Raw genomic sequence first — 20,770 nt, 5'->3', positions numbered from 1 at the left:
AGTCCAACTTTACGACATATATATCTTCATTCATTGCAACTTTGCATTAAATGTTGTTCCGTGGAATAGGTGCAGCGAATTCCGGCAGCTCTTCCACAAGGAGCCCGTCATGACCGAGGCCACGACCCGTCCGGTGACCCTTCCCCTCGCGCGCGTACGCCCGTTGGATCCGCCGGAGGACCTGGCCCGCTGGCGTGAGGAGGACCCCATCCGCCCGCTGGCCTACCCGGACGGCCACCAGGGCTGGCTGGTGACGGGCCACGCGGCCGCTCGTGCCATCCTCGCCGACCCACGCTTCAGCACGCGCATCGACCTCCTGCACATGCCGATCCCGCAGCGGGCCGCGCAGTTCCGCTCGACCCTGCGGCGTCCGGGCTTCTTCCTGCGCATGGACCCGCCTGACCACACCCGCTACCGACGCCTGCTGGCCGGCCAGTTCACGGTCCGCCGGATGAAGCTGCTGGAGCCGAGGATCGAGGAGATCACCCGCGATCATCTGGACGCCATGGAGGACGTGGGCGGCCCGATCGACCTCGTGCGGGCGTTCGCGCTGCCGATCCCGTCCCTCGTGATCTGCGAGCTGCTCGGCGTCCCGTACGCCGACAGGAAGAAGTTCCAGCGCGACTCCGCCGTGCTGCTCAGCCTGGACTCCACGCTCGAGGAGGTGGAGGCCGCGATGAACGACCTCCTCGACTACCTCGACGAGTTGGTGCGGCGCAAGCGGGCCGAGCCGGACGACGACCTGGTCAGCGGGCTCGCGACGGACACCGACCTGACCGACGAGGAGCTCACCGGCATCACCACGCTGCTCCTCATCGCCGGCCACGAGACGACCGCGAACATGCTGGCCCTCGGCACCTACGCCCTGCTGCGCAACCCCGCCCAGCTCGCCGCCGTACGGGACAAGCCCGAGGTGGTGGAGGACGCCGTCGAGGAGTTGTTGCGCTATCTGACCGTCATCCACATCGGCCCGGTACGGGCGGCTCTGGAGGACGTCGAGATCGACGGTCGTCTCATCCGGGCAGGCGAGTCGGTGACGCTGTCGGTGTCGGCCGCCAACCGCGATCCCGAGCGGTTCCCGGAGCCCGACGAGCTCGACGTGACGCGGAACGCCGGCGGGCACCTCACCTTCGGCCACGGCATCCACCAGTGCCTCGGCCAGCAGCTCGCCAGGACCGAGATGCGGATCGCCTACCCGGCCCTGCTGCGCCGCTTCCCCGGCCTGCGCCTCGCCGTACCGCCGGAGGAGGTCCCGATGCGGACCAACATGGCGATCTACGGGGTGCACCGGCTGCCGGTCACCTGGTAGGAGGGGGACGACCATGAAGATCGTCGCGGATACCGGCCGCTGCATCGGGGCCGGGATGTGCGTGCTCGCCGTGGGCGAGGTGTTCGACCAGAGCGAGGACGACGGGACCGTCGTCCTGCTCGTTCCGGAGCCGCCCGCCTCCATGGCGGGCGCGGTCAGGCAGGCGGTACAGCTCTGCCCGTCCGGCGCCCTGTCCATCGCGGAATCGCCAGAGGAGGAGCAGGACGCCGGGGACGGCTGACGGGGCTAGGCGACGGGGCTAGGCGACGGCGTTGCGGAGCGGGGGGATCGGCGACGGCAGGGAAAGCCCCCGGGCGGCCCACAGGGGCCGCATCCGGTCCGGATAGTCGGTGACGATGCCCGCCACGCCCAGGTCGATGAGCCCGGCGGCCTCGTCGGGATCGTTGACCGTCCACACCACCACCGGAAGGTCGCGGTCCGCCGCGCCGGCCATCAGTGCCCGGTCGACCAGCACGCGGTCGGGGGACAGCGTGGTGGCCCCGACCGCCAGGGCCGCGGCCGCCAGGTCGCCGTCGAAGTCGGCCAGCTCCAGGCCGTTCATCCAGGTGGGGGTCATCGTCACCTGCTCGACCAGCGCGTACCGCCGGTCGACCAGCGGGCGCGCGATCTCGAGGACGCGCCAGTCGAAGCTGAGCAGGGCGGTGTTCGCGAGCCGGCCGTGCCGGTCGAGCTCCTTCACCACGAGCTCGGTGAACGCGCGCGGATCGGCCGAGAGGTCCGGGCGCTCAGGGTCGGACTTCAGCTCGACGTGCAACCTGACCTGGTCCGCGCCGTACGCGTCGACGAGGCCGAGCACGGCTCCGAGCGTGGGCATCCGGGTGTCCGGCAGCGGCACCTGGGTGAGCGCGAACGGGTCGTCGGGGCGCTTCGGCATCCGGATGCCGACGTCGAGCGTCCTGAGCTGGTCGAGCGTCAGGGAGCCGATCGGCTTGCCGACGTACGGGAACATCTCGTCGCCCGCCGTGGCCATCCCGGTGTCCGCGCTGGTCACCGGCGAGACGATCAGATCGTGCGTGAGCACGATCTGCCCGTCGGAGCTCAGGGCGACGTCGAACTCCAGTGCGTCGACCCCGAGTTCCAGCGCGAAAGCGAGCCCGGGAAGCGTGTTCTCGGGCCGCAGCCCGCGCGCTCCCCGATGGCCGTGTAGTTCAACGTGTCCGTGCACAACGGCGAACCCTACTGGGTGGGCCGGCGGTGCCCGAGCATCCCCACCCCCTCGGCGCGCATCCGCTCAAATGCCGCACAACCTGCGAGAGTGGGGAAACGCGCTCAGATCAGCGGGCGGATCTGGAGGGTCTGCGTGCGGCCGGGACCGACGCCGATCGCGGAGATCGGGGCCCCGCTCATCTCCTCGAGCGCTTTGACGTAATCCTGCGCCTTGGGCGGCAGGTCCTCGAACGTCTTGGCGCCGGTGATGTCCTCCTGCCAGCCGGGCAGCTCCTCGTAGATCGGCTTGGCGTGGTGGAACTCGGTCTGCGTCATGGGGATCTCCTCGTGGCGCACGCCGTCCACGTCGTACGCGACGCAGACGGGGATGCGCTCCAGCCCGGACAGCACGTCCAGCTTGGTGAGGAAGAAGTCGGTCACGCCGTTGATCCGGGTGGCGTAGCGCGCGATGACCGCGTCGAACCAGCCGCAGCGGCGGTTGCGGCCGGTGGTCACGCCGTACTCGCCGCCGGTGGAGCGCAGCCAGTCGCCCATCTCGTCGGTCAGCTCCGTGGGGAACGGCCCCGAGCCGACCCGCGTGGTGTACGCCTTGAGGATGCCGATGACGCGGGTGAGCCGCGACGGCGGGATGCCCGAGCCGACGCACGCGCCGCCCGAGGTCGGGGACGACGAGGTCACGAACGGGTAGGTGCCGTGGTCGATGTCCAGCAGCGTGCCCTGGCCGCCTTCGAGGAGGACGACCTTGCCGTCGTCCAGCGCCTTGCTCAGCACCAGCGACGTGTCCGTGATGTGCGGCTTGAGCCGCTCGGCGTACGCGAGGTATTCGTCGAGCACCTTGGCCGGGTCGAGCCCGCGCCGGTTGTAGATCTTGGTGAGGATCTGGTTCTTGTCGCCGAGGGCGATCTCGATCTTCTGCTTGAGGATGCCCGGGTCCAGCAGGTCCTGGACGCGGATGCCCATGCGGTAGATCTTGTCGCCGTAGGCGGGGCCGATGCCGCGCCCGGTCGTGCCGATCTTGGCCTTGCCCAGGTAGCGCTCGCTGACCTTGTCGATGGCCTTGTGATGCGGCATGATCAGGTGGGCGTTCGCCGAGATCAGCAGCCGGTCGGCGTTGATCCCGCGCTGGGCCAGCCCGTCGATCTCGCTGAGCAGCACACCCGGGTCGATCACGACGCCGTTGCCGATCACGGGGACCACGTCCGGGGAGAGGACGCCCGTCGGCAGCAGATGCAGGGCGTATTTCTGGTCGCCGATGACCACGGTGTGGCCCGCGTTGTTACCGCCCTGATAGCGCACGACGTAGTGAACGTCGCCCCCGAGCAGGTCGGTGGCCTTTCCCTTGCCCTCATCGCCCCATTGGGCGCCTACGAGAACCACAGCCGGCATGGTCTGACTCCTGCACCACAAAACGAAAACCCCTGGCGCAAGCACGACAGGGGCCTCTTGCAAACAGAGACTACCTGAGCCGGTCGGAAAATGGGATCTCCGGGTCCTAAGTGGGCGGTCACCCCGCGTGTACGGCTCCCACCGGCTCGGGCAGGTCACGGCACTTCAGTGTCCGGCGAGCTCCCTCGCGGCGTCGGCGCTGCTGTCACGCAGGAACCGGGCGCAGCGCTCGGCCTCGTCCTTCTCCCCGATGGCCTGCGCGGCCCGGCTCAGCGCGTGCAGGCAGCGCAGGAAGCCCTTGTTCGGCCCGTGGTCCCACGGGACCGGGCCGTGGCCCTTCCATCCGGCCCGGCGCAACTGGTCGAGGCCGCGGTGGTAGCCGGTGCGCGCGAACGCGTACGACGTGACGGCGTGCCCGGCCGCGAAGTAGTCGTCGGCCAGCGCCGCCCAGGCTTCCGAGTAGGCGGGGAAGCGCGCGGCCACGTCGGCCGCCTTGGCGCCGGACTCGAGCATCTCTCGGGCCTCGGTGTTGTCCGGGAGGAGGGTGGGCGGCGGACCGGCCAGGAGGTTCTCATGCGATTCCATGTCCACAGTCTTACCTGTGGACAGCCCGCACTGTGATGAGCGGGCGGGGGCAAGATTGACGGAAATTCTCCGGGAAGTCGCCGCACGGAACGGAAGAACGTGTTCCGCGCGGCGACGCCTGGTCAGACGTGTGGTCGACCGGGCTTCGGTCAGCGGAGCTTGGTGCCCGCCGACTTGAGGTGGCGGCAGGCCTCGGCGACCCGGTCGGCCATGCCCGCCTCGGCGGCCTTGCCGTACGAACGGGGGTCGTAGGCCTTCTTGTTGCCGACCTCCCCGTCGACCTTCAGCACGCCGTCGTAGTTGCGGAACATGTGGTCCGCGACCGGGCGGGTGAAGGCGTACTGCGTGTCGGTGTCGATGTTCATCTTGACCACGCCGTACGAGATGGCCTCGTGGATCTCCTCCAGCAGCGAGCCGGAGCCGCCGTGGAAGACGAGGTCGAACGGCTTCTCCTTGCCGAACTTGGCGCCGACGGCCTCCTGGATGTCCTTCAGGACGGAGGGACGCAGCTTGACGTGGCCCGGCTTGTAGACGCCGTGCACGTTGCCGAACGTCGCGGCCAGGAGGTAGCGGCCGCGCTCGCCCAGGCCGACGGCCTCGGCGGTGGCGATGGCGTCCTGGGCCGTGGTGTACAGCTTCTCGTTGATCTCGCCGACGACGCCGTCCTCCTCGCCGCCGACGACGCCGATCTCCATCTCCATGATCACACGCGCCGCGGCGCACTTCTCGATCAGCTCGGAGGCGATGGAGAGGTTCTCCTCCAGCGGTACGGCGGAGCCGTCCCACATGTGGGACTGGAACAGCGGCTCCTCGCCCCTGGCGACCCGCTCACGAGAGATCTCGATCAGCGGGCGCATGAAACCGTCCAGTTTGTCCTTCGGACAGTGGTCGGTGTGCAGGGCGACGGTCACGGGGTACTTGGCGGCCACCACCCGGGCGTACTCGGCCAGGGCGACCGAGCCGGTCACCATGTCCTTGACCGTCGTGCCGGAGAGGAACTCCGCACCGCCGGTCGACACCTGGATGATGCCGTCGCTCTCCGCCTCGGCGAAGCCGCGCAGCGCCGCGTTCAGCGTCTGGGACGAGGTCACGTTGATCGCCGGGTAGGCGAAGCCGCCCTCCTTGGCCCGGTCGAGCATCTCGGCGTAGACCTCTGGAGTCGCGATAGGCATCGGAAATTCATCTCCTTCTGAGACAGTTACCGGCGGTCGCAAGTATCCCGAAGCGTGCGCCGATGTGTGAAGCAGGCTCGGGGCCGCGGCCCGTCTTCTTTAAGTGTCGCCTCATATCCGACCGGTAAGCTCGGGGCGTGGACGTGATCCTGAACCTTCTTGACCCGCAGTGGTGGCTGACCATGCTCGGCGCCTTCGCGACGGTCGGCGTCATCGCGATCATCTTTGCCGAGACCGGGTTGCTCGTCGGTTTCTTTTTGCCGGGCGACTCGCTGCTGGTCGCGGCCGGGATCTTCAGTTCCGCCGCGGCGGCGCAGGGGCTGGGCATCGAACCCCTCTCGCTGCCGACCCTGCTCGTCGGAACACCGCTGGCCGCGATCCTCGGCGCCCAGCTCGGCCATTTGCTCGGCGCGCGAATCGGCCGCAAGCTTTTCGACAAGCCCGACTCCCGGCTGTTCAAAAAGGAGCACGTCGAAAAGGCCGAGCACTACTTCGAGAAGTTCGGCCCGGCCAAGGCCGTGGTCGCGGCGCGGTTCATGCCGATCGTCCGCACCTTCATGAACCCCGTCGCCGGTGTCCTGGAAATGGACGCGCGCAAGTTCTTCGTGTGGAACGTCGTGGGCGGCGTCGTCTGGGTCGAGGCGTTGTTGCTGCTCGGTTACTTCCTCGGCAGCAAGGTCGAGGGCATCGACAAGTACATCCTGCCCGGCGTCTTCGTGATCGTCGCGCTGTCGCTGGTGCCGATCGTCCGCGAGGTCCTGAAGAACCGCAAGGCCGGTGCCGTGGCGGAGCCGAAGGGGAAGCACCACGCGGGACGCTGACCCCTCTGGTGCATGAAAGAGTGATTAATCCCCATTTGGGTGCTGTTGACCTCTTCGTGGAGCCGCTACCCTCCGGTATGTGGGACGCCACAGGTCTGATCCGATGGGGATCGCCCGGCTGGTACTCATCGGCCTGGCGGTCCTGCTCGCGCTGGCTGTCGCCGGCGCCTTCGCCACCTCGTTGCTGACGGTCCTCGGCTCGGGAGACGCCGAGGCCGTCCCTTCCTCCTCGCCCCGCGTCTCCGGGGGTACGCCCTCACCCGCGAGCACCCGGACGGCGACCGTCCAGATCGTGTGCAGCGCCGACCGGTGCCCGGTCTTCGTCCGCATCCCCGGCGGAGACGTGCTGATGGACCGGGACCTGACCCGGGGCGAGCAGGCGTCCTACTTCGACCCCGAACTCGACGTGGTCCTCGGCGACGCGAGCACGGTCACGGTCCTGGAGAACGGGACCCAGCGCCCCCCGGGTGAGACCGGGGAGCGCCAGGCGTTCAAGGTGAGCCGTTCCCGCTGAGATACCGCCGGGCTGAAACTTTCAGGCCGACGTGATCCCCAGATCGGCCAGGCCGTAGGCCGAGCGGTACGGCAGACCGGTGGCGGCCAGGTTCTCGTCGCCACCCCGGTGCACGATCGTCGCGATGCCCACGACCTCGGCGCCCGCCTCGCGCAGGGCCTCCACGGCGGTCAGCACGGAGCCGCCCGTGGTCGTCGTGTCCTCCACCGCGAGCACGCGGCGCCCCTTCACGTCCGGCCCCTCGACCCGGCGCTGCAGGCCGTGGGCCTTGCCCGCCTTCCGTACGACGAAGGCGTCAAGAGTCCGGCCCCGGGCGGCGGCGGCGTGCAGCATCGCGGTCGCCACGGGGTCCGCGCCCAGCGTCAGGCCGCCGACCGCGTCATAGCCGAGGTCCTCGGTCAGGTCGAGCATCACCCGCCCCACGAGCGGGGCCGCCACGCCGTCGAGCGTGATGCGGCGCAGGTCGACGTACCAGTCGGCCTCCTTGCCCGAGGAGAGCACGACCCTGCCGTGCACGACCCCCTTCTTTTTGATCTCGTCAAGCAGCTTCTCGCGGTCGTTCATGGCGCCCAGCCTACGAGGTCGCGGCCACCGGTTCGGAGGTAAGGACCCGTCACCGGTTTAGGCATCGCATGGTCGGCGGAATCATGTGCGGGACGACTCAGCGTAATCGTGGGGTAACAATGAGTGCGGGAATCCGGCAAACCGATGCAGAACTCCTGGACGCGGTGCGGGGTGGCAACGTGGCGGCCTATGCGCCGCTCTTCGATCGTCACGTCGCCGCGGCCCGCTCCTTGGCCGGCCAGATGGTCGAGGGCGACGCGGAGGCCGAGGACATCGTCTCCGAGACCTTCGCGGCCGTTCTCAACGCGATCAGGAGTGGCGGTGGGCCGGAATCGGCCTTCCGCCCCTACCTCCTGACCGCGCTCCGCCGTACGGCAGCGGGGGAGACCGACGAGGACGCGCTCGGCACGCCGTACGTGGACCCGGCCTACGCCGGGCTGGAGCGCTCGCTCGTCGCCACGGCGTATTTCTCCCTGCCTGAGCGGTGGCGGATGGTGCTGTGGCACACCGAGGTGGAGGCCTGCGGCGCGGGGGAGATCGCCCTGATGCTCGGCCTCTCCGTGAAAGGGGTCGCGACCCTCGCGTACCGCGCCCGCGAGGGGTTGCGCCAGGCGTTCCTCCAGATCCACCTGGACGGCGGTCCGCTGCCCGGTTGCCGGGTGATGGTGGAGAAGATGGCGGCCTACGTCCGGGGTGGCCTGACCCGGCGGGAGACCCGCCTGGTGGATGGCCACGTCGCCGACTGCGTCGACTGCCGGACGGTCTTCCTCGAACTGTCCGACGTCGTTCAGGGCCTGCGGGTCGTCGTCGGTCCGCTCGTCGCCGGTCCCTTCCTCACCGGATATCTCGCCGCGCTCCGCGGCGCCGCCGCCGCGGGAGGCGGGGGACGGACCGGCGTCGTCCGCTGGGTGCGGCGGGTGCCCCTCGCGTACTGGGCCGCCGCGGCGGGCACGGCCGCGGCCGCGGCCGGCGGGCTGTTCCTCTCCGACGTCGTCATCGGTGGCGGCCACCCGTCCGCACAGGGCGTTCACGACGGGCGCGGCTCCTACGACGGGCACGGCTCCCACGACGGCCGGGACGGGAGCGGCGGAGACCGTGGAACCGGCGGAACCGGCGGAACCGGCGGAGACCGTGGGAACGGCGGAACCGGCGGAACCGGCGGAACCGGCGGAGACCGTGGGAACGGCGGAACCGGCGGAACCGGCGATCATGGCGTGGACGACGGGCACGGCCGCCCGCAGCCGGTGCCCTCCCCACCCGTGGTGTCACCACCGGCGCCGTCCCCACCCGTGCCCTCACCCACCGGGCTGTCGCCGTCCGGGCGGGCGTCGGCCGCGCGTTCCCCGGAGGGGCCGTCCCACCCGGGGGTGCCGCCGCTCTCCCCGTTCCACCGCTCCTCGCCCGCCGCCTCACCCGCCGCCTCGGTCTCCGTCTCGCCTGTGCCCTCGTCCTCGGCCTCACCGGCACCGTCGGGTGGGGCGCGTAAACCCGGAGGGACGACACCGGAACCGCCGGTCGTCGAGCGGCCCTTCATGTCCAAGGAACAGGCCCAGGCTCCCGTGCCCCGGGTGGCCCGGCTCGCCGCGACCGTCGAACCGGTCGGCGGGCTCGTGCGGGCTCGCCGGGGCATCGTCGCCGTACGGCTGCGCAACACGGGGAACGCCGCCTCGCAGGAGGTCGAAGCCGCCGTTGACCTGCCCAAGGGAGTCGTCCCCGCCACCGTCGGAGGGCGCAGAGGACACGCGGCGTCGGCGGAGACGGCGGATGGCTGGGCGTGCCGTACGAGCGGGAAGGGAGTGCGGTGCGCGCACGACGCGCTCGCGGCGGGCCAGGCCACCTCGCTCTTCCTGCCGGTGAACGTGTCCGGTGACGCTCCGGAGGACCGCGGCCCGACCGTACGGGTCCGGGCGGGCACGCTGCGGGCGGCCGCGACGTCGGCCAAGGGGGTCCGCGCCTCCGGTGCCACGGCACGCTTCGCGACCGACGGTCACGTGACCGGCCAGGCCGTCGGGAACGCCCTGTCGGGCTGTCCGCAGAAGCGGACCACGTGTACGGAGAAGGTCCTGGTGGATCTCGACAAGGACCCGGCGACGCGCAGTTCCAGCCCCGCGCGTCTCACGCTGCCGAGCCGGAGCCGGGTGCTCTGGGCCGGGCTCTACTGGTCGGCCGGTGGCGAGGGGACCGCTCCCGCCGGTGACGTCCGGGTCCGGGCGCCACGTTCACGGCACTACGTGACGGTGCACGCCGCCGAGGTGTCCCGGCGCACCCTTCCCACCGGGACCGGCTATCTCGCGTTCGCCGACGTGACGGGGCTCGTACGAGCCGGCGGTCCGGCCGGCGTGTGGTGGGTCGCGGACGCGTCGATCCGAACCGGTCCTTCGCGTGTGTCCGCCTCCGGCGGCAGGGCCTCCGACGGCAGGGCCTCCGACGGCAGGGACAGCAGGGTGCCGGACAGCAGGGCGTCCGGCGGAGCGAAGGGTTCCGCCGGTTCCGCCGGGCGGGCCGGGTGGACGCTGGTCGTGGTCGCCTCCGACCCGCAACAGCCGTACGGGCAGGCGGCGGTGCTGGAGACGGCGTCGCTGCTCCGGGGAGGCGGGCCGCTGAACGTCACGCTCGGCGGTCTGGCGGCCGGGGGACGGCAGGCGAAGCTGGACGTTCTGACCTGGCCGGGGAAGGCCGGGCCCCGGCGCGACTCGGTCACGCTGCGTGGTCAGAGTTCGGTACTCAACATCCTGACCAGGAAGGACGCGCTGCTTTTCGGTGTCGCCGCGATCAGTGTTCCGGCCCTGCCATGACCCTGTCTTATACCGAATTGGGGGGAAGGCAAGACCAGGACAAACTGGTACGGTCTCCGTGAACGCTACGGCATCGGGGCCGGGGCACACGAGACCCCCATCGTGTCGGCGAGGCCTGAATCGTGCCGATTCACCCTCGCCGCTTCACCCGCTTGATTACCCTGAGATGGCCACGTAGGAAGGGCGGTGTCGCGTGGATCGCTGCGCGTTGTTCGTTGACGCCGGCTACCTGCTGGCGGACGGCGCCCTGGCCGCGCACGGAACCCGCCACCGAGAGGCCGTCTCCTGGGACTACCCCGGGCTGCTCCAGTTGCTGGCCGGTTTGTGCAAGGAACGCACCGGCCTTCCGCTGCTCCGATGCTACTGGTATGAGGCGACGGTCGAAGGCCGCCGGACGGCGGAGCACGACGCGTTGGCCGATCTTCCCGGACTCAAGCTCCGCCTGGCCCGGATCCGCCCCGGCCGGCGTGAGGGCGTCGACGCCCAGGTGCACCGCGACATGATGACGCTGGCGCGCAACAACGCGATCTGCGACGCCGTGGTGGTCACCGGCGACGAAGACCTCGTCGAGGTCGTCAGCGACGCGCAGGACCTCGGCATCCGGGTGACCGTCATCCACATCGCCGTCGACGGCGGTTGGTCGGCCTCCCGCACGCTGCGCCAGGAGTGCGACGACCTCATCGAGATCGGTGGCGGCCACCTCCGGCCGTATGTCACTTCGAGCGCGAACGCCGACCCGGCTCCCGCCCACGCGGGCGGTCAGCAGCCCGCCCTGAACGGTCAGTCCCGGCAGAACGGCGCCGGGCAGCCCGCCAACGCAACGTTCGGCGTCGGCGGGTCGGGCGGCGGCTCGACCAACGGCGTGTCCACCAACGGCCTGCCGGTGGGCGGCGGCGTGTCCACCAACGGCCTGCTGGCGACCAACGGTGCCTCCACCAACGGCCTGCTACCGGGCACACCGAACAACGGCCTGCTGGGCGGCGGCGCGTTGGGTGGCGGGGCTACAGGCGGTGGAGCAGCAGGCGGTGGTGCCGTGGGTGGTGGTGCCGTGGGTGGTGATCACGCCGCGCCCGCCGCGACTCCCTCCTCAGGTGCCGCGCACGCCCGTCCGGCCCAGCCGGTCCAGCCGGCCCTTCCCGCGTACACCGGTTACTCTCCGGAGCCGCCCCCGCAGCTTCCCGCGCCCGCGCCGGCGCCGCTGGCCGCCACGCCGCCCGCGCAGCCGTTGCCTCAGGTGTCCCCGCCGGCCCAGTTGCCCGCACCGACGGCGCCACCGGCGTCGCCGCCCGCGCAGGTCTCACCGGTGGCCCAGATCTCTTCCCTCGCGCCGGTCTCGTCGCCGCTGCCGGCGCCCCTCGGGTCGCCACCCGCACCGAGCGCTCCGGCGACCCAGAACCATTACGCGGGGAACTCCCCGAGCTACCCGAGCTCCTCGAACTATTCCGGGAGCTCCGAGAACGCCTATTCCTCGCCCGGTCCGGTGCCGCTGGGGCCGTACACCGGACCGCAGCCCACCCAGCCGGCGGCGCACAGCGCGGGCGGCACGACCACGCTCGCCGAGTCGGTGCAGGCGGCGCACAAGGAGGGCTTCGACTTCGGGGAGTCGGTCGCCCGCGACGCTCCCGTCCTGTGGCTGGAGGCGGTGCTCGCCCGCAAACCCCGGATGCCGTCCGACCTGGAGGCCCGGCTTCTCCAGGGCTCGTCGCTCCCGATCGACTTCCTCCTCCATGAGGAGGTCCGCCAGGCCCTGCGCCGCGGCTTCTGGGATGCCCTGGAGCGGGCGCGACGCTGAGCTGACCGACGAGCGAGTGGGCGACGAAGGAGTCCCGAGTGAGGACGGAAGCCAGCGGCTGAGGGCGCCTGCTCCCGCCGAGCGGAGCGAGGCCATTGATGCTGAGCGGGCGCGACGCTGAGCTGACCGACGAGCGAGTGGGCGACGAAGGAGTCCCGAGTGAGGACGGAAGCCGGCGGCTGAGGGCGCCTGCTCCCGCCGAGCGGAGCGAGGCCATTGATGCTGAGCGGGCGCGACGCTGAGCTGACCGACGAGCGAGTGGGCGACGAAGGAGTCCCGAGTGAGGACGGAAGCCGGCGGCTGAGGGCGCCTGCTCCCGCCGAGCGGAGCGAGGCTCTCCGACGCTGAGCGGGCGCGACGCTGAGCTGACCGACGAGCGAGTGGGACGCTGAGGTCAGGCGAGGGCGTCGAAACCGGCTCTGAGGCGACCGACGCGTTCGGCGAGGTCGCTCATGTGGCCGATGAGGGGGGGTTCGCCGGTCTTGCCGACCAGTTCGCGTACCCGGGCCAGCTCGTCCTCGACGGCGCTGAGCCGGCGGGACAGCTCGGGCAGCACCTCGGCCTGGTCGGCGCCGTTTCCTTCGGGTAGTTCGGAGGTCAGCCGCTCGCGGAGAAGGGTGGCCTGCTCGGTGAGCCGCCGGTTCATGTTGTAGAGCTCGACGAAGACGGCGACCTTCGCGCGCAGCACCCACGGGTCGAAGGGCTTGGTCAGGTAGTCCACCGCTCCGGCGGCGTACCCGCGGAAGGCGTAGTCGGGGGCGCTGTCGACGACGGTCAGGAAGATGATCGGGATGTTGCGGGTGCGCTCCCGCCGCTTGATGTGGGCGGCGGTCTCGAACCCATCCATTCCGGGCATGCGTACGTCGAGGAGGATGAGCGCGAACTCGGTGCCCAACAGGGCCTTCAGCGCTTCCTCACCCGAGCGGGCCCGGACGGGGATCAGGTCGAGCGAGCTGAGGATCGCCTCCAGAGCGATCAGGTTCTCTTCGCGGTCGTCGACAAGGAGGATCTTGGCGCGGTCCGGCATCGATCAGGTTCCTTCGCGGGTCTCGGAGGTGGCCTCACGGCCGCGCAGAAGCCAGCCTCGAAGGCGCTCGAGCAGACGGTCGACGTCGACCGGCTTGGGCACGTAGTCGGAGGCTCCGGAGGCGATGCTCTTCTCCCGGTCGCCGCGCATCACCTTGGCGGTCAGCGCGATGATCGGCAGGTCGGCGAACTGGGGCATCTGCCGGATCGCCGTGGTGGTGGCCCAGCCGTCCATCTCCGGCATCATGATGTCCATCAGGACGAGGGCGACGTCCTCGTTGCGTTCGAGCTGCTCGATGCCCTCGCGGCCGTTCTCGGCGTACACGACGGTGGAGCCGTGCCGCTCCAGGACGCTGGTGAGCGCGAAGACGTTCCGGATGTCGTCGTCCACGATCAGGATCTTGGCGCCGTTGAGCGGGTCGTCGCCCTGCCAGTCCTGGCCGTTGAGCACCGGCGCGAGCTGGGGCACCGGCAGGTCGGTCGGCAGCGGGATCTCCGGGAGGATCTCGTCCCTCTCCCGCTCGATGAGCTCGTCGCCCGCGTTGTACGCGCCGCTGGTCGTGGCGCCGCCGTCTCGTGCCGCGAGCGGTCCGGAGTACGCCATGGGCAGGTAGAGGGTGAACGTGCTGCCCTGGCCCGGCTCGCTGTCGACGTGGATCTCGCCTCCGAGGAGGCGGGCGATCTCCCGGCAGATGGACAGTCCGAGGCCGGTGCCGCCGTACTTGCGGCTGGTCGTGCCGTCGGCCTGACGGAACGCCTCGAAGATCACTTCAAGCTTGTCCGGCGCTATGCCGATGCCGGAGTCGATCACCGAGAAGGCGAGGATGTTGTCCGACGCCTGAAGCGTCTCGTCGACGTACAGCACGTGCGCGGGAGCGTGGCTGACCTTGAGCCGGACCTCGCCCTTGGGCGTGAACTTGATCGCGTTGGAGAGCAGGTTGCGCAGGACCTGCTGCATCCGCTGCTCGTCGGTGCGCAGCTCGCCGGGCACGCTCGGATCGACCTCGACCGAGAAGGACAGTCCCTTGTCCTGCGCGACGGGGGCGAACGTGGCGTCCATGTAGTCGACCAGCTTGGGCAGTGAGAGCTGCTGCGGGTGGACGTCCATGCGGCCGGCCTCGACCTTGGACAGGTCGAGGATGTCGTTGATCAGCTGGAGCAGGGCCGAGCCCGCGCCGTGGATGGTCCTGGCGAACTCGACCTGCTGCGGAGTGAGGTTGCCCTCGGCGTTCTCCGTGAGGAGTTTGGCCAGCACGAGCAGGCTGTTCAGCGGGGTGCGCAGCTCGTGGGACATGTTGGCGAGGAACTCGGACTTGTAGCGCGAGGAGACCGCGAGCTGCTCGGCCCGCTCCTCCAGGGTGCGCCTGGCCTGCTCGATCTGGAAGTTCTGGATCTCGATCGCGCGGTTCTGCTTGGCCAGCAGCGCGGCCTTGTCCTCCAGTTCGGCGTTGGACCGGCGCAGCTCCTCCTGCTGGCGCTGGAGCTCGTCGGAGCGCTCCTGCAGCTCGATCGCGAGGCGCTGGGACTCCTTGAGCAGGTCCTCGGTGCGGGAGTTGGCGATGATCGTGTTGATCGTGACGCCGATGGTCTCCACGAGCTGGGTCAGGAAGGCGAGGTGCACCTCGCTGAACTGGTTGAACGAGGCCATCTCCAGGACGCCGAGCACCTGGCTCTCGAACAGGATCGGCAGGACCACGATCTGGGCCGGGGTGGACGTGCTGAGGCCGGTCTCGATCGTGATGTACTCGGCCGGGACGTTCTCCAGGATGATCTGCTGGGTCTCCAGGGCCGCCTGGCCGACGATCCCCTCTCCGAGGGCGAAACGCTGGCGGGGACTCGACCCGGGCTGGATGCCGTACCCCGCGATCAGGGTGAGCTCGCCGTCCACGACCAGGTAGCACGCGCCGTGGCTGGCGGACACGAGCGGCGTGAGCTCGCTCATGATCAGCCGGGCGACCTCGATCAGGTCGCGGTGGCCCTGCATGAGGCGGGAGATCCTGGCCAGGTTGGACTTGAGCCAGTCCTGTTCCTGGTTGGCCTTGGTGGTGAGCCGCAGGCTGCCCACCATCGTGTTGATGTTGTCCTTGAGGTCGGCCAGTTCGCCCTCGGCCTCCGCGGTGATCGACTGGGTGAGGTCGCCGCGGGCGACCGCGCTGGTCACGGCGGCGATGGCGCGCACCTGAGTGGTGAGGCGACCGGCCAGCTCGTTCACGTTCTCGGTGAGGCCCTTCCAGATGCCCTCGACGCCCTCGACCCGCGCCTGGCCGCCGAGGCGGCCCTCGGAGCCGACCTCCCGGGCGACGCGGGTGACCTCGGACGCGAACGAGGAGAGCTGGTCCACCATCGTGTTGATCGTCGTCTTCAGCGCCAGGATCTCGCCCTGGGCGTCCACGTCGATCTTGCGGGTCAGGTCGCCGTTCGCGACGGCGGTGGTCACCTCGGCGATGTCGCGCACCTGGTAGGTCAGGTTGTTCGCCATCGAGTTGACGTTGTCGGTGAGGTCCTTCCAGACGCCGGAGACGCCGAGGACGCGGGCTTGCCCGCCGAGGCGGCCTTCGGTTCCGACCTCGCGGGCGACGCGGGTGACCTCGTCGGCGAAGGCGGAGAGCTGGTCCACCATCGTGTTCATGGTGTCCTTGAGCTCAAGGATCTCGCCCTGGGCGTCGACGGTGATCTTCTTGGAGAGGTTGCCCTGTGCGACGGCGGTGGAGACGGCGGCGATCTGGCGGACCTGTGAGGTGAGGTTGTTCGCCATCGAGTTGACGTTGTCGGTGAGGTCCTTCCAGACGCCGGAGACGCCGAGGACGCGGGCTTGCCCGCCGAGGCGGCCTTCGGTTCCGACCTCGCGGGCGACGCGGGTGACCTCGTCGGCGAAGGCGGAGAGCTGGTCCACCATCGTGTTCATGGTGTCCTTGAGCTCAAGGATCTCGCCCTGGGCGTCCACGTCGATCTTGCGGGTCAGGTCGCCGTTCGCGACGGCGGTGGTCACCTGGGCGATGTTCCGCACCTGGTAGGTGAGGTTCTTGGCCATCGAGTTGACGTTGTCGGTGAGGTCCTTCCAGACACCGGACACGCCCTTGACCTCGGCGCGGCCGCCGAGGCGGCCTTCGGTGCCGACCTCGCGGGCGACGCGGGTGACCTCGTCGGCGAAGGCGGAGAGCTGGTCCACCATCGTGTTGAGGGTGTCCTTGAGTTCAAGGATCTCGCCCTGGGCGTCGACGGTGATCTTCTTAGAGAGGTTGCCCTGTGCGACGGCGGTGGAGACGGCGGCGATCTGGCGGACCTGTGAGGTGAGGTTGTTCGCCATGAAGTTGACGTTGTCGGTGAGGTCCTTCCAGACGCCGGAGACGCCGCGGACCTGGGCTTGGCCGCCGAGGCGGCCTTCGGTGCCGACCTCGCGGGCGACGCGGGTGACCTCCTCGGCGAAGGCCGAGAGCTGGTCCACCATCGTGTTCACGGTGTTCTTCAGCTCGAACATCTCACCGACCGCGTCGACCGTGACCTTGCGGCTCAGGTCGCCGCGGGCCACCGCGGTCGTGACGACGGCGATGTCGCGGACCTGCGCCGAGACGCGGCCGGACATGGTGTTGACGGCCTCGGTGAGGTCGCGCCAGCTGCCCGACATGCCGCGCACGTTGGCCCGGCCGCCGAGCTTGCCCTCGGTGCCGACGTCCTTGGTGACCCTCGTCACCTCGGAGGTGAAGAGGGCGAGCTGGTCCACCATGCCGTTGACGGCCTTGCCGAGCCGCCGCACCTCGCCGCGGGCGCTCCGCGAGATGTCGATGCGGCGGGAGAGGTCGCCCTTGGCGACGGCGTCGATCACGTCGGCCGCGCTGCTGACCGGGGTGACCAGCGCGTCGAGCAGGTCGTTGACGGACTCGACGTTCTCCGCCCACAGGCCGACTCCGGGGCCGGGCATGAGGCGCTCGGCGAACCGGCCCTCGCGTACGACCTCGCGCCGGACGCGTACCAACTCGTTCGCCAGGTGCTCGCGTCGGTCGGCGACCTCGTTGAAAAGGAGACGTATCTCACTGAGGATCCCGGGAGGCGCGTGCGGCACACGACGGCGGAAGTCGCCGTCCCGCCATGTGACGAGCGTGTCGAGCAGCGGCTTCAGGTCGGACTCGGTGTAGCACCGCTCCGAATCTGCGGCCTCACCGTTGGCACGCGACATCGAGCCTCCTTCCCCTGCGGGATTTCCAGGTCCAACGAGCACAGCGGAACCGCAGCCGTGCCGAGCACGAACCTCATGCCAGTCTGTCACGTTCCGTGGCATGTAGTCGTCTGCTTGTTTGACGAGGGTCAGGTCGAAGTGTGATAACACGGAACCGGTGACAACTACCCCACGTGCCGTGCTCGCCGCGTCCTTCGCGCCGGGCGACGAGGCCGTACCAGCCGCGAGGCGGTTCACGCGTGAAGTGATGACCGCGTGGGCCGCCATGTCCGTGAGCGTCGACGCCGAGCGTCTCGCCGGCGACCTCGTCGAGGAGGCCGGAGACGGTCCTTTCGAGGTCATGTGGGTGCACCACGGTGACTCCGTCCAGGTGGAGGTACGCGAGAAGGGTGAGGCGGAGGCGGTCGATCCGCCCACGAACGCCGTCTCCTGGGGCGTCACGTTCAGCGGAGCCGCCCGCACGCGCTGGGCGCGGATCGACCTGCCCGGAGGCGTCGGCCGTACCAGCGAGGAGTGGGTGGGCGAGGCGATGCACGGGCCGGGCTGGCTCGGCTTCCTCGCGGACGCCAGCGACCTGCTCGCGGGGACGCTCGACCCCGACATGGTCCCGGCGATCATCGCCCAGATCGTGGTGCCGAGGCTCGCCACCTGGTGCGCCGTCTACACCGTGGAACACGGCTCCGGCGACGTGGTGCCCGCCTACCTCTGGCACGCCGACGAGACGCAGATGGACGCGTTGCGTGACGAGCTCGCGGACATCGCCATGCCGCCGGGCGACGGACCCGCCGTGCTGCACGTGGGCGAGTGGCAGGCGCTGGCGTTCCCGCTGACCGCGCGCGGGCGGCGGCTCGGCATCATGTGCGTCGGCCGCAGCGACCGTTTCCCCGACGAGGTCATGCAGCTCGCCGAGGACCTCTGCCGGCGGGCCGCCCTGGCGATGGACAACGCCCGGCTGTACGCCCAGCAGGCGGCGGCGAACCTGGCGCTCCAGCGCAGCCTGCTGCCTCCGGAGGAGCCGCACACACCCGGCCTGGACTCCCACGTCATCTACGAGCCCGCCGGGGAGACCAACGAGGTCGGCGGGGACTTCTACGACCTGTTCCCCGTCGGAGACGGCATCTGGCGGTTCGCCATCGGCGACGTCTGCGGCACCGGCCCGGTCGCGGCGGCGGTCACCGGCCTCGCCCGGCACGCGCTCCGCCTGCTCGCCCGGGAGGGGTACGGCGTCGCCGCCGTGGTCGCCCGGCTCAACCAGGCGATCCTTGAGGAAGGCGACAGGGCCAGGTTCCTGACCCTGCTGCACGGCGAGATCACGCGTACAGAGGGCGGCCTCGACATCAACCTGGTGTCCGCCGGGCATCCCGAGGCGCTCCGGCTCCGGCCGAGCGGCGTCGTGGAGGCCGTCGCGTCCCCGCAGTCCCTGCTCGGCGTCTTCCCGGAGGCGGAGTTCCACGAGGAGAGCGTCCGGCTGGAGTCCGGCGACGTGCTGCTCGGGGTCACCGACGGGGTGACCGAGAGGCGGTGCGGCTCGCGGCTGCTCGACGACGACGGCGGGCTGGCCAAGCTGCTGGCGGAGTGCGTGGACCTGTCCGCGCGGGCGGTGGCCGAGCGGATCCGCCGTGCCTGTCAGGACTTCGCCCCCGAGCCGAGCGCCGACGACCTGGCTATTCTCGTTCTGCGAGCGCCCTGATCGCGAAGTCGATCTGGAGGGACATCTGCCGGATGCGCTCCTCCACCACGAGCGTGCCGTGCCCCGCGTCGTACCGGTAGGTGTGCGGGTCGTGCCCTCGCCGGGCCAGGGCTTCGAGATAGTCCTCCATCTGCCGGATCGGGCATCGGGGGTCGTTCTCGCCGACGAGGACCAGCAGCGGCGCCTGGACCAGGTCGGCGTAGGCGATGGGGGAGGACGCGGCGTACCGCTCGGGCATCTCGTCGGGTGACCCGCCGAGCAGCGCCCGATGGTAGGCCCGCAGCCGCTCCGCCTCGTCCTCGTACGCGGCGGCGTGGTCGGCGATGGGCGCGGCGGCGATGCCGGCGGCCCAGATCTTCGGCTGGGTGCCCAGGCCGAGGAGCGTGAGGTAGCCGCCCCACGATCCGCCGGCGAGGACGAGCCGTTCGGGATCGGCGATGCCCCGGCCGACCACCCATTCGCGCACCGCCGTCACGTCGGCGAGCTCGATGTGCCCGACGTCCCCGTGCAGGGCGTCGCGCCAGGCGGAGCCGTATCCGATGGAGCCGCGGTAGTTGACCCGGACCACGGCGAACCCGCTGTCCACCCAGGCCGCGACACCGGGCAGGAACGCGTCGCCGTCCTGCGCGGCCGGGCCGCCGTGCAGGAGGAACACCGTGGGGTACGGCGGGGCACCGGCCTCCGGCCGGGAGATCAACGCGTGGATCCGGCCGCCGGGGCCCTCGACGTCGACGTCCTCGACGGGCACCGAGGCCGGCGCGGCCCGCCCGGGGTTCATCACCACGTGGCCGTTGCTCGACCTGATCACGGGCGGCTGGGAGGCGCTCGACCAGGAGTACTCCACGGAGCCGTCCGGGCGTGGGGCCGCCGCGTCGATGACGCCGCGCGGGCTGTCGATCGGGGTGAGCCCGCCGCCGGTGAGGTCGTACTTCAGGAGCTCCGTACGGCCTCGGTGGTTGTGCACGATGAGCAGGGCGCGGCCGTCGTGGTACCAGTCCGCGTCGATCTCCCCGGGCACCCGGAGCCAGATCTCCCGCTGCTCGCCGGTGGCGGGGTCCCAGATCAGCGGCTCGTGCCGGCCGCGCCGTTCGTGCAGGACGAGCAGCCGTCGGTCGCCGAGCGCGGGGGCGAACCGGACGCCGGTCACGCCCTTGCCGGTGCCGTCGTCCAGCTCGCCGACGGTGCGGCCGTTCGCCCTGACGACCCGGAGGGCGGGATGACGGGAGTCGCCGTGCTCGCTGTGGTCGATCGCGATGAGCGACCCGTCGAGGGACATCGCGGCCACGGAGGCGCGCTCGCCGTGCTCGTAGATCGTGACCGGGTCCTCCTGGTCGCGGACGAGCAGGACCTGGAAGCCGTCGCGGCCGGACCGTCCGACCGCCGCGCCGCCCGCGACGGACAGGCCGAGCCCGCCGGGGTGACCGGGGGGCGTGTCCACCGGGATGTCGGGGCCGCCGGAGAACCGTTGGCGCATCCACCCGCCGTACTCGTCGCCGTCGGTGTCGGCGAACCACCAGATCCACTGGCCGGTGGGGTCGATGGCCGCGTGCGTGGTGCCGCCGGGCCGGTCGGTCACCTGGCGGGTACGCCCGGTCGAGCGGTCCCAGGCGTGGATCTCCCAGGTGCCGGAGGCGTCGCCGCGGTACACGGCGTGATGTGGTGCTTGGCGGGCCCATGTCGGCAGGGTCATGCGTGGCGCGCGGAACCTGGCCTGCCAGCGCTCCTCGGCTTTCAAGCAGCCTCCCCTGGAATCG

The 20,770-nt window shown here is 70.5% G+C and carries 15 protein-coding genes; 7 read left to right on the top strand and 8 right to left on the bottom strand.

The window, feature by feature from the left end; all coding sequences use genetic code 11:
• The first annotated feature begins 109 nt into the window (after positions 1-109).
• Both IMZ11_RS16455 and IMZ11_RS16450 read left to right on the top strand, forming a co-directional pair.
• Positions 110-1,309 (top strand): cytochrome P450, encoded by a 1,200-nt coding sequence (locus IMZ11_RS16455; RefSeq protein WP_228642317.1) that lies wholly within the window; start codon positions 110-112, stop codon positions 1,307-1,309.
• 13 nt (positions 1,310-1,322) lie between these two features.
• Positions 1,323-1,550, top strand: a complete 228-nt coding sequence (locus tag IMZ11_RS16450) for a ferredoxin (protein WP_228642315.1) — start codon at positions 1,323-1,325, stop codon at positions 1,548-1,550.
• 18 nt (positions 1,551-1,568) lie between these two features.
• Here IMZ11_RS16450 and IMZ11_RS16445 read toward each other — a convergent pair whose 3' ends face one another.
• The 4 genes from IMZ11_RS16445 to fbaA all read right to left on the bottom strand — a co-directional run bounded on the left by IMZ11_RS16445 (position 1,569) and on the right by fbaA (position 5,640).
• Positions 1,569-2,495, bottom strand: coding sequence for a glycerophosphodiester phosphodiesterase family protein (locus IMZ11_RS16445; RefSeq protein ID WP_228642313.1), 927 nt, complete (start codon positions 2,493-2,495; stop codon positions 1,569-1,571).
• A gap of 104 nt (positions 2,496-2,599) precedes the next feature.
• On the bottom strand, positions 2,600-3,883 hold the full coding sequence (locus tag IMZ11_RS16440) for an adenylosuccinate synthase (protein ID WP_228642311.1): 1,284 nt from the start codon (positions 3,881-3,883) through the stop codon (positions 2,600-2,602).
• Between the two features lie 165 nt (positions 3,884-4,048).
• Positions 4,049-4,468 carry a DUF3151 domain-containing protein gene (locus tag IMZ11_RS16435; RefSeq protein WP_228642309.1) on the bottom strand — a complete coding sequence of 140 codons (420 nt, stop codon included), beginning with the start codon at positions 4,466-4,468 and terminating at the stop codon, positions 4,049-4,051.
• A 149-nt stretch (positions 4,469-4,617) separates the two neighbouring features.
• Positions 4,618-5,640 (bottom strand): class II fructose-bisphosphate aldolase, encoded by a 1,023-nt coding sequence (gene fbaA / locus IMZ11_RS16430; RefSeq protein WP_061260086.1) that lies wholly within the window; start codon positions 5,638-5,640, stop codon positions 4,618-4,620.
• 137 nt (positions 5,641-5,777) lie between these two features.
• Between fbaA and IMZ11_RS16425 the strand changes: the two genes are divergently transcribed.
• The gene (locus IMZ11_RS16425; RefSeq protein WP_228642307.1) at positions 5,778-6,461 is read left to right on the top strand and encodes a DedA family protein; all 684 of its coding nucleotides are present in this window, start codon (positions 5,778-5,780) and stop codon (positions 6,459-6,461) included.
• Positions 6,462-6,540: 79 nt separating this feature from the next.
• Entirely contained in the window at positions 6,541-6,975 is a 435-nt protein-coding gene (locus IMZ11_RS16420) for a hypothetical protein (protein ID WP_228642305.1), read from the top strand.
• 21 nt (positions 6,976-6,996) lie between these two features.
• On the opposite strand, the gene IMZ11_RS16415 is transcribed toward IMZ11_RS16420, so the two are convergent.
• Positions 6,997-7,539 (bottom strand): orotate phosphoribosyltransferase, encoded by a 543-nt coding sequence (locus tag IMZ11_RS16415; protein WP_061260083.1) that lies wholly within the window; start codon positions 7,537-7,539, stop codon positions 6,997-6,999.
• A 179-nt stretch (positions 7,540-7,718) separates the two neighbouring features.
• Between IMZ11_RS16415 and IMZ11_RS16410 the strand changes: the two genes are divergently transcribed.
• Positions 7,719-10,334 (top strand): sigma factor, encoded by a 2,616-nt coding sequence (locus tag IMZ11_RS16410; protein WP_228642303.1) that lies wholly within the window; start codon positions 7,719-7,721, stop codon positions 10,332-10,334.
• A 208-nt stretch (positions 10,335-10,542) separates the two neighbouring features.
• Positions 10,543-12,126, top strand: coding sequence for an NYN domain-containing protein (locus tag IMZ11_RS16405; RefSeq protein WP_255706566.1), 1,584 nt, complete (start codon positions 10,543-10,545; stop codon positions 12,124-12,126).
• Positions 12,127-12,520: 394 nt separating this feature from the next.
• On the opposite strand, the gene IMZ11_RS16400 is transcribed toward IMZ11_RS16405, so the two are convergent.
• Both IMZ11_RS16400 and IMZ11_RS16395 read right to left on the bottom strand, forming a co-directional pair.
• A complete protein-coding gene (locus IMZ11_RS16400; RefSeq protein WP_228642299.1) occupies positions 12,521-13,153 on the bottom strand; it encodes a two-component system response regulator in 633 nt (210 codons plus the stop codon).
• Between the two features lie 3 nt (positions 13,154-13,156).
• The gene (locus IMZ11_RS16395; RefSeq protein ID WP_228642296.1) at positions 13,157-17,326 is read right to left on the bottom strand and encodes a HAMP domain-containing protein; all 4,170 of its coding nucleotides are present in this window, start codon (positions 17,324-17,326) and stop codon (positions 13,157-13,159) included.
• Positions 17,327-17,483: 157 nt separating this feature from the next.
• On the opposite strand from IMZ11_RS16395, the gene IMZ11_RS46215 reads away from it, so the two are divergent.
• On the top strand, positions 17,484-19,016 hold the full coding sequence (locus IMZ11_RS46215; RefSeq protein WP_228642294.1) for a PP2C family protein-serine/threonine phosphatase: 1,533 nt from the start codon (positions 17,484-17,486) through the stop codon (positions 19,014-19,016).
• Here the strand turns inward: IMZ11_RS46215 and IMZ11_RS16385 are convergent.
• Complete coding sequence (locus IMZ11_RS16385) at positions 18,991-20,706, bottom strand: prolyl oligopeptidase family serine peptidase (protein ID WP_374462278.1); 1,716 nt, start codon at positions 20,704-20,706, stop codon at positions 18,991-18,993. The genes IMZ11_RS46215 and IMZ11_RS16385 overlap by 26 nt on opposite strands.
• Between the last annotated feature and the right edge of the window lie 64 nt (positions 20,707-20,770).

The organism is Microtetraspora sp. AC03309 (genome assembly GCF_020826795.1).
GTDB classification, from domain to species: domain Bacteria; phylum Actinomycetota; class Actinomycetes; order Streptosporangiales; family Streptosporangiaceae; genus Microtetraspora; species Microtetraspora glauca.
Note: the sequence above shows the minus strand (reverse complement) of the source record. Positions and strands in the feature narration are given on the sequence as shown.

What these genes read in the sequence shown, in the direction of transcription:
- IMZ11_RS16440 (WP_228642311.1), bottom strand. Translation starts at nt 3,883, where the DNA reads ATGCCGGCTGTGGTTCTCGTAGGCGCCCAATGGGGCGATGAGGGCAAG.
- IMZ11_RS16400 (WP_228642299.1), bottom strand. Translation starts at nt 13,153, where the DNA reads ATGCCGGACCGCGCCAAGATCCTCCTTGTCGACGACCGCGAAGAGAAC.
- IMZ11_RS16435 (WP_228642309.1), bottom strand. Translation starts at nt 4,468, where the DNA reads ATGGAATCGCATGAGAACCTCCTGGCCGGTCCGCCGCCCACCCTCCTC.
- fbaA (WP_061260086.1), bottom strand. Translation starts at nt 5,640, where the DNA reads ATGCCTATCGCGACTCCAGAGGTCTACGCCGAGATGCTCGACCGGGCC.
- IMZ11_RS16415 (WP_061260083.1), bottom strand. Translation starts at nt 7,539, where the DNA reads ATGAACGACCGCGAGAAGCTGCTTGACGAGATCAAAAAGAAGGGGGTC.
- IMZ11_RS16450 (WP_228642315.1), top strand. Translation starts at nt 1,323, where the DNA reads ATGAAGATCGTCGCGGATACCGGCCGCTGCATCGGGGCCGGGATGTGC.
- IMZ11_RS16385 (WP_374462278.1), bottom strand. Translation starts at nt 20,706, where the DNA reads ATGACCCTGCCGACATGGGCCCGCCAAGCACCACATCACGCCGTGTAC.
- IMZ11_RS16455 (WP_228642317.1), top strand. Translation starts at nt 110, where the DNA reads ATGACCGAGGCCACGACCCGTCCGGTGACCCTTCCCCTCGCGCGCGTA.
- IMZ11_RS16395 (WP_228642296.1), bottom strand. Translation starts at nt 17,326, where the DNA reads ATGTCGCGTGCCAACGGTGAGGCCGCAGATTCGGAGCGGTGCTACACC.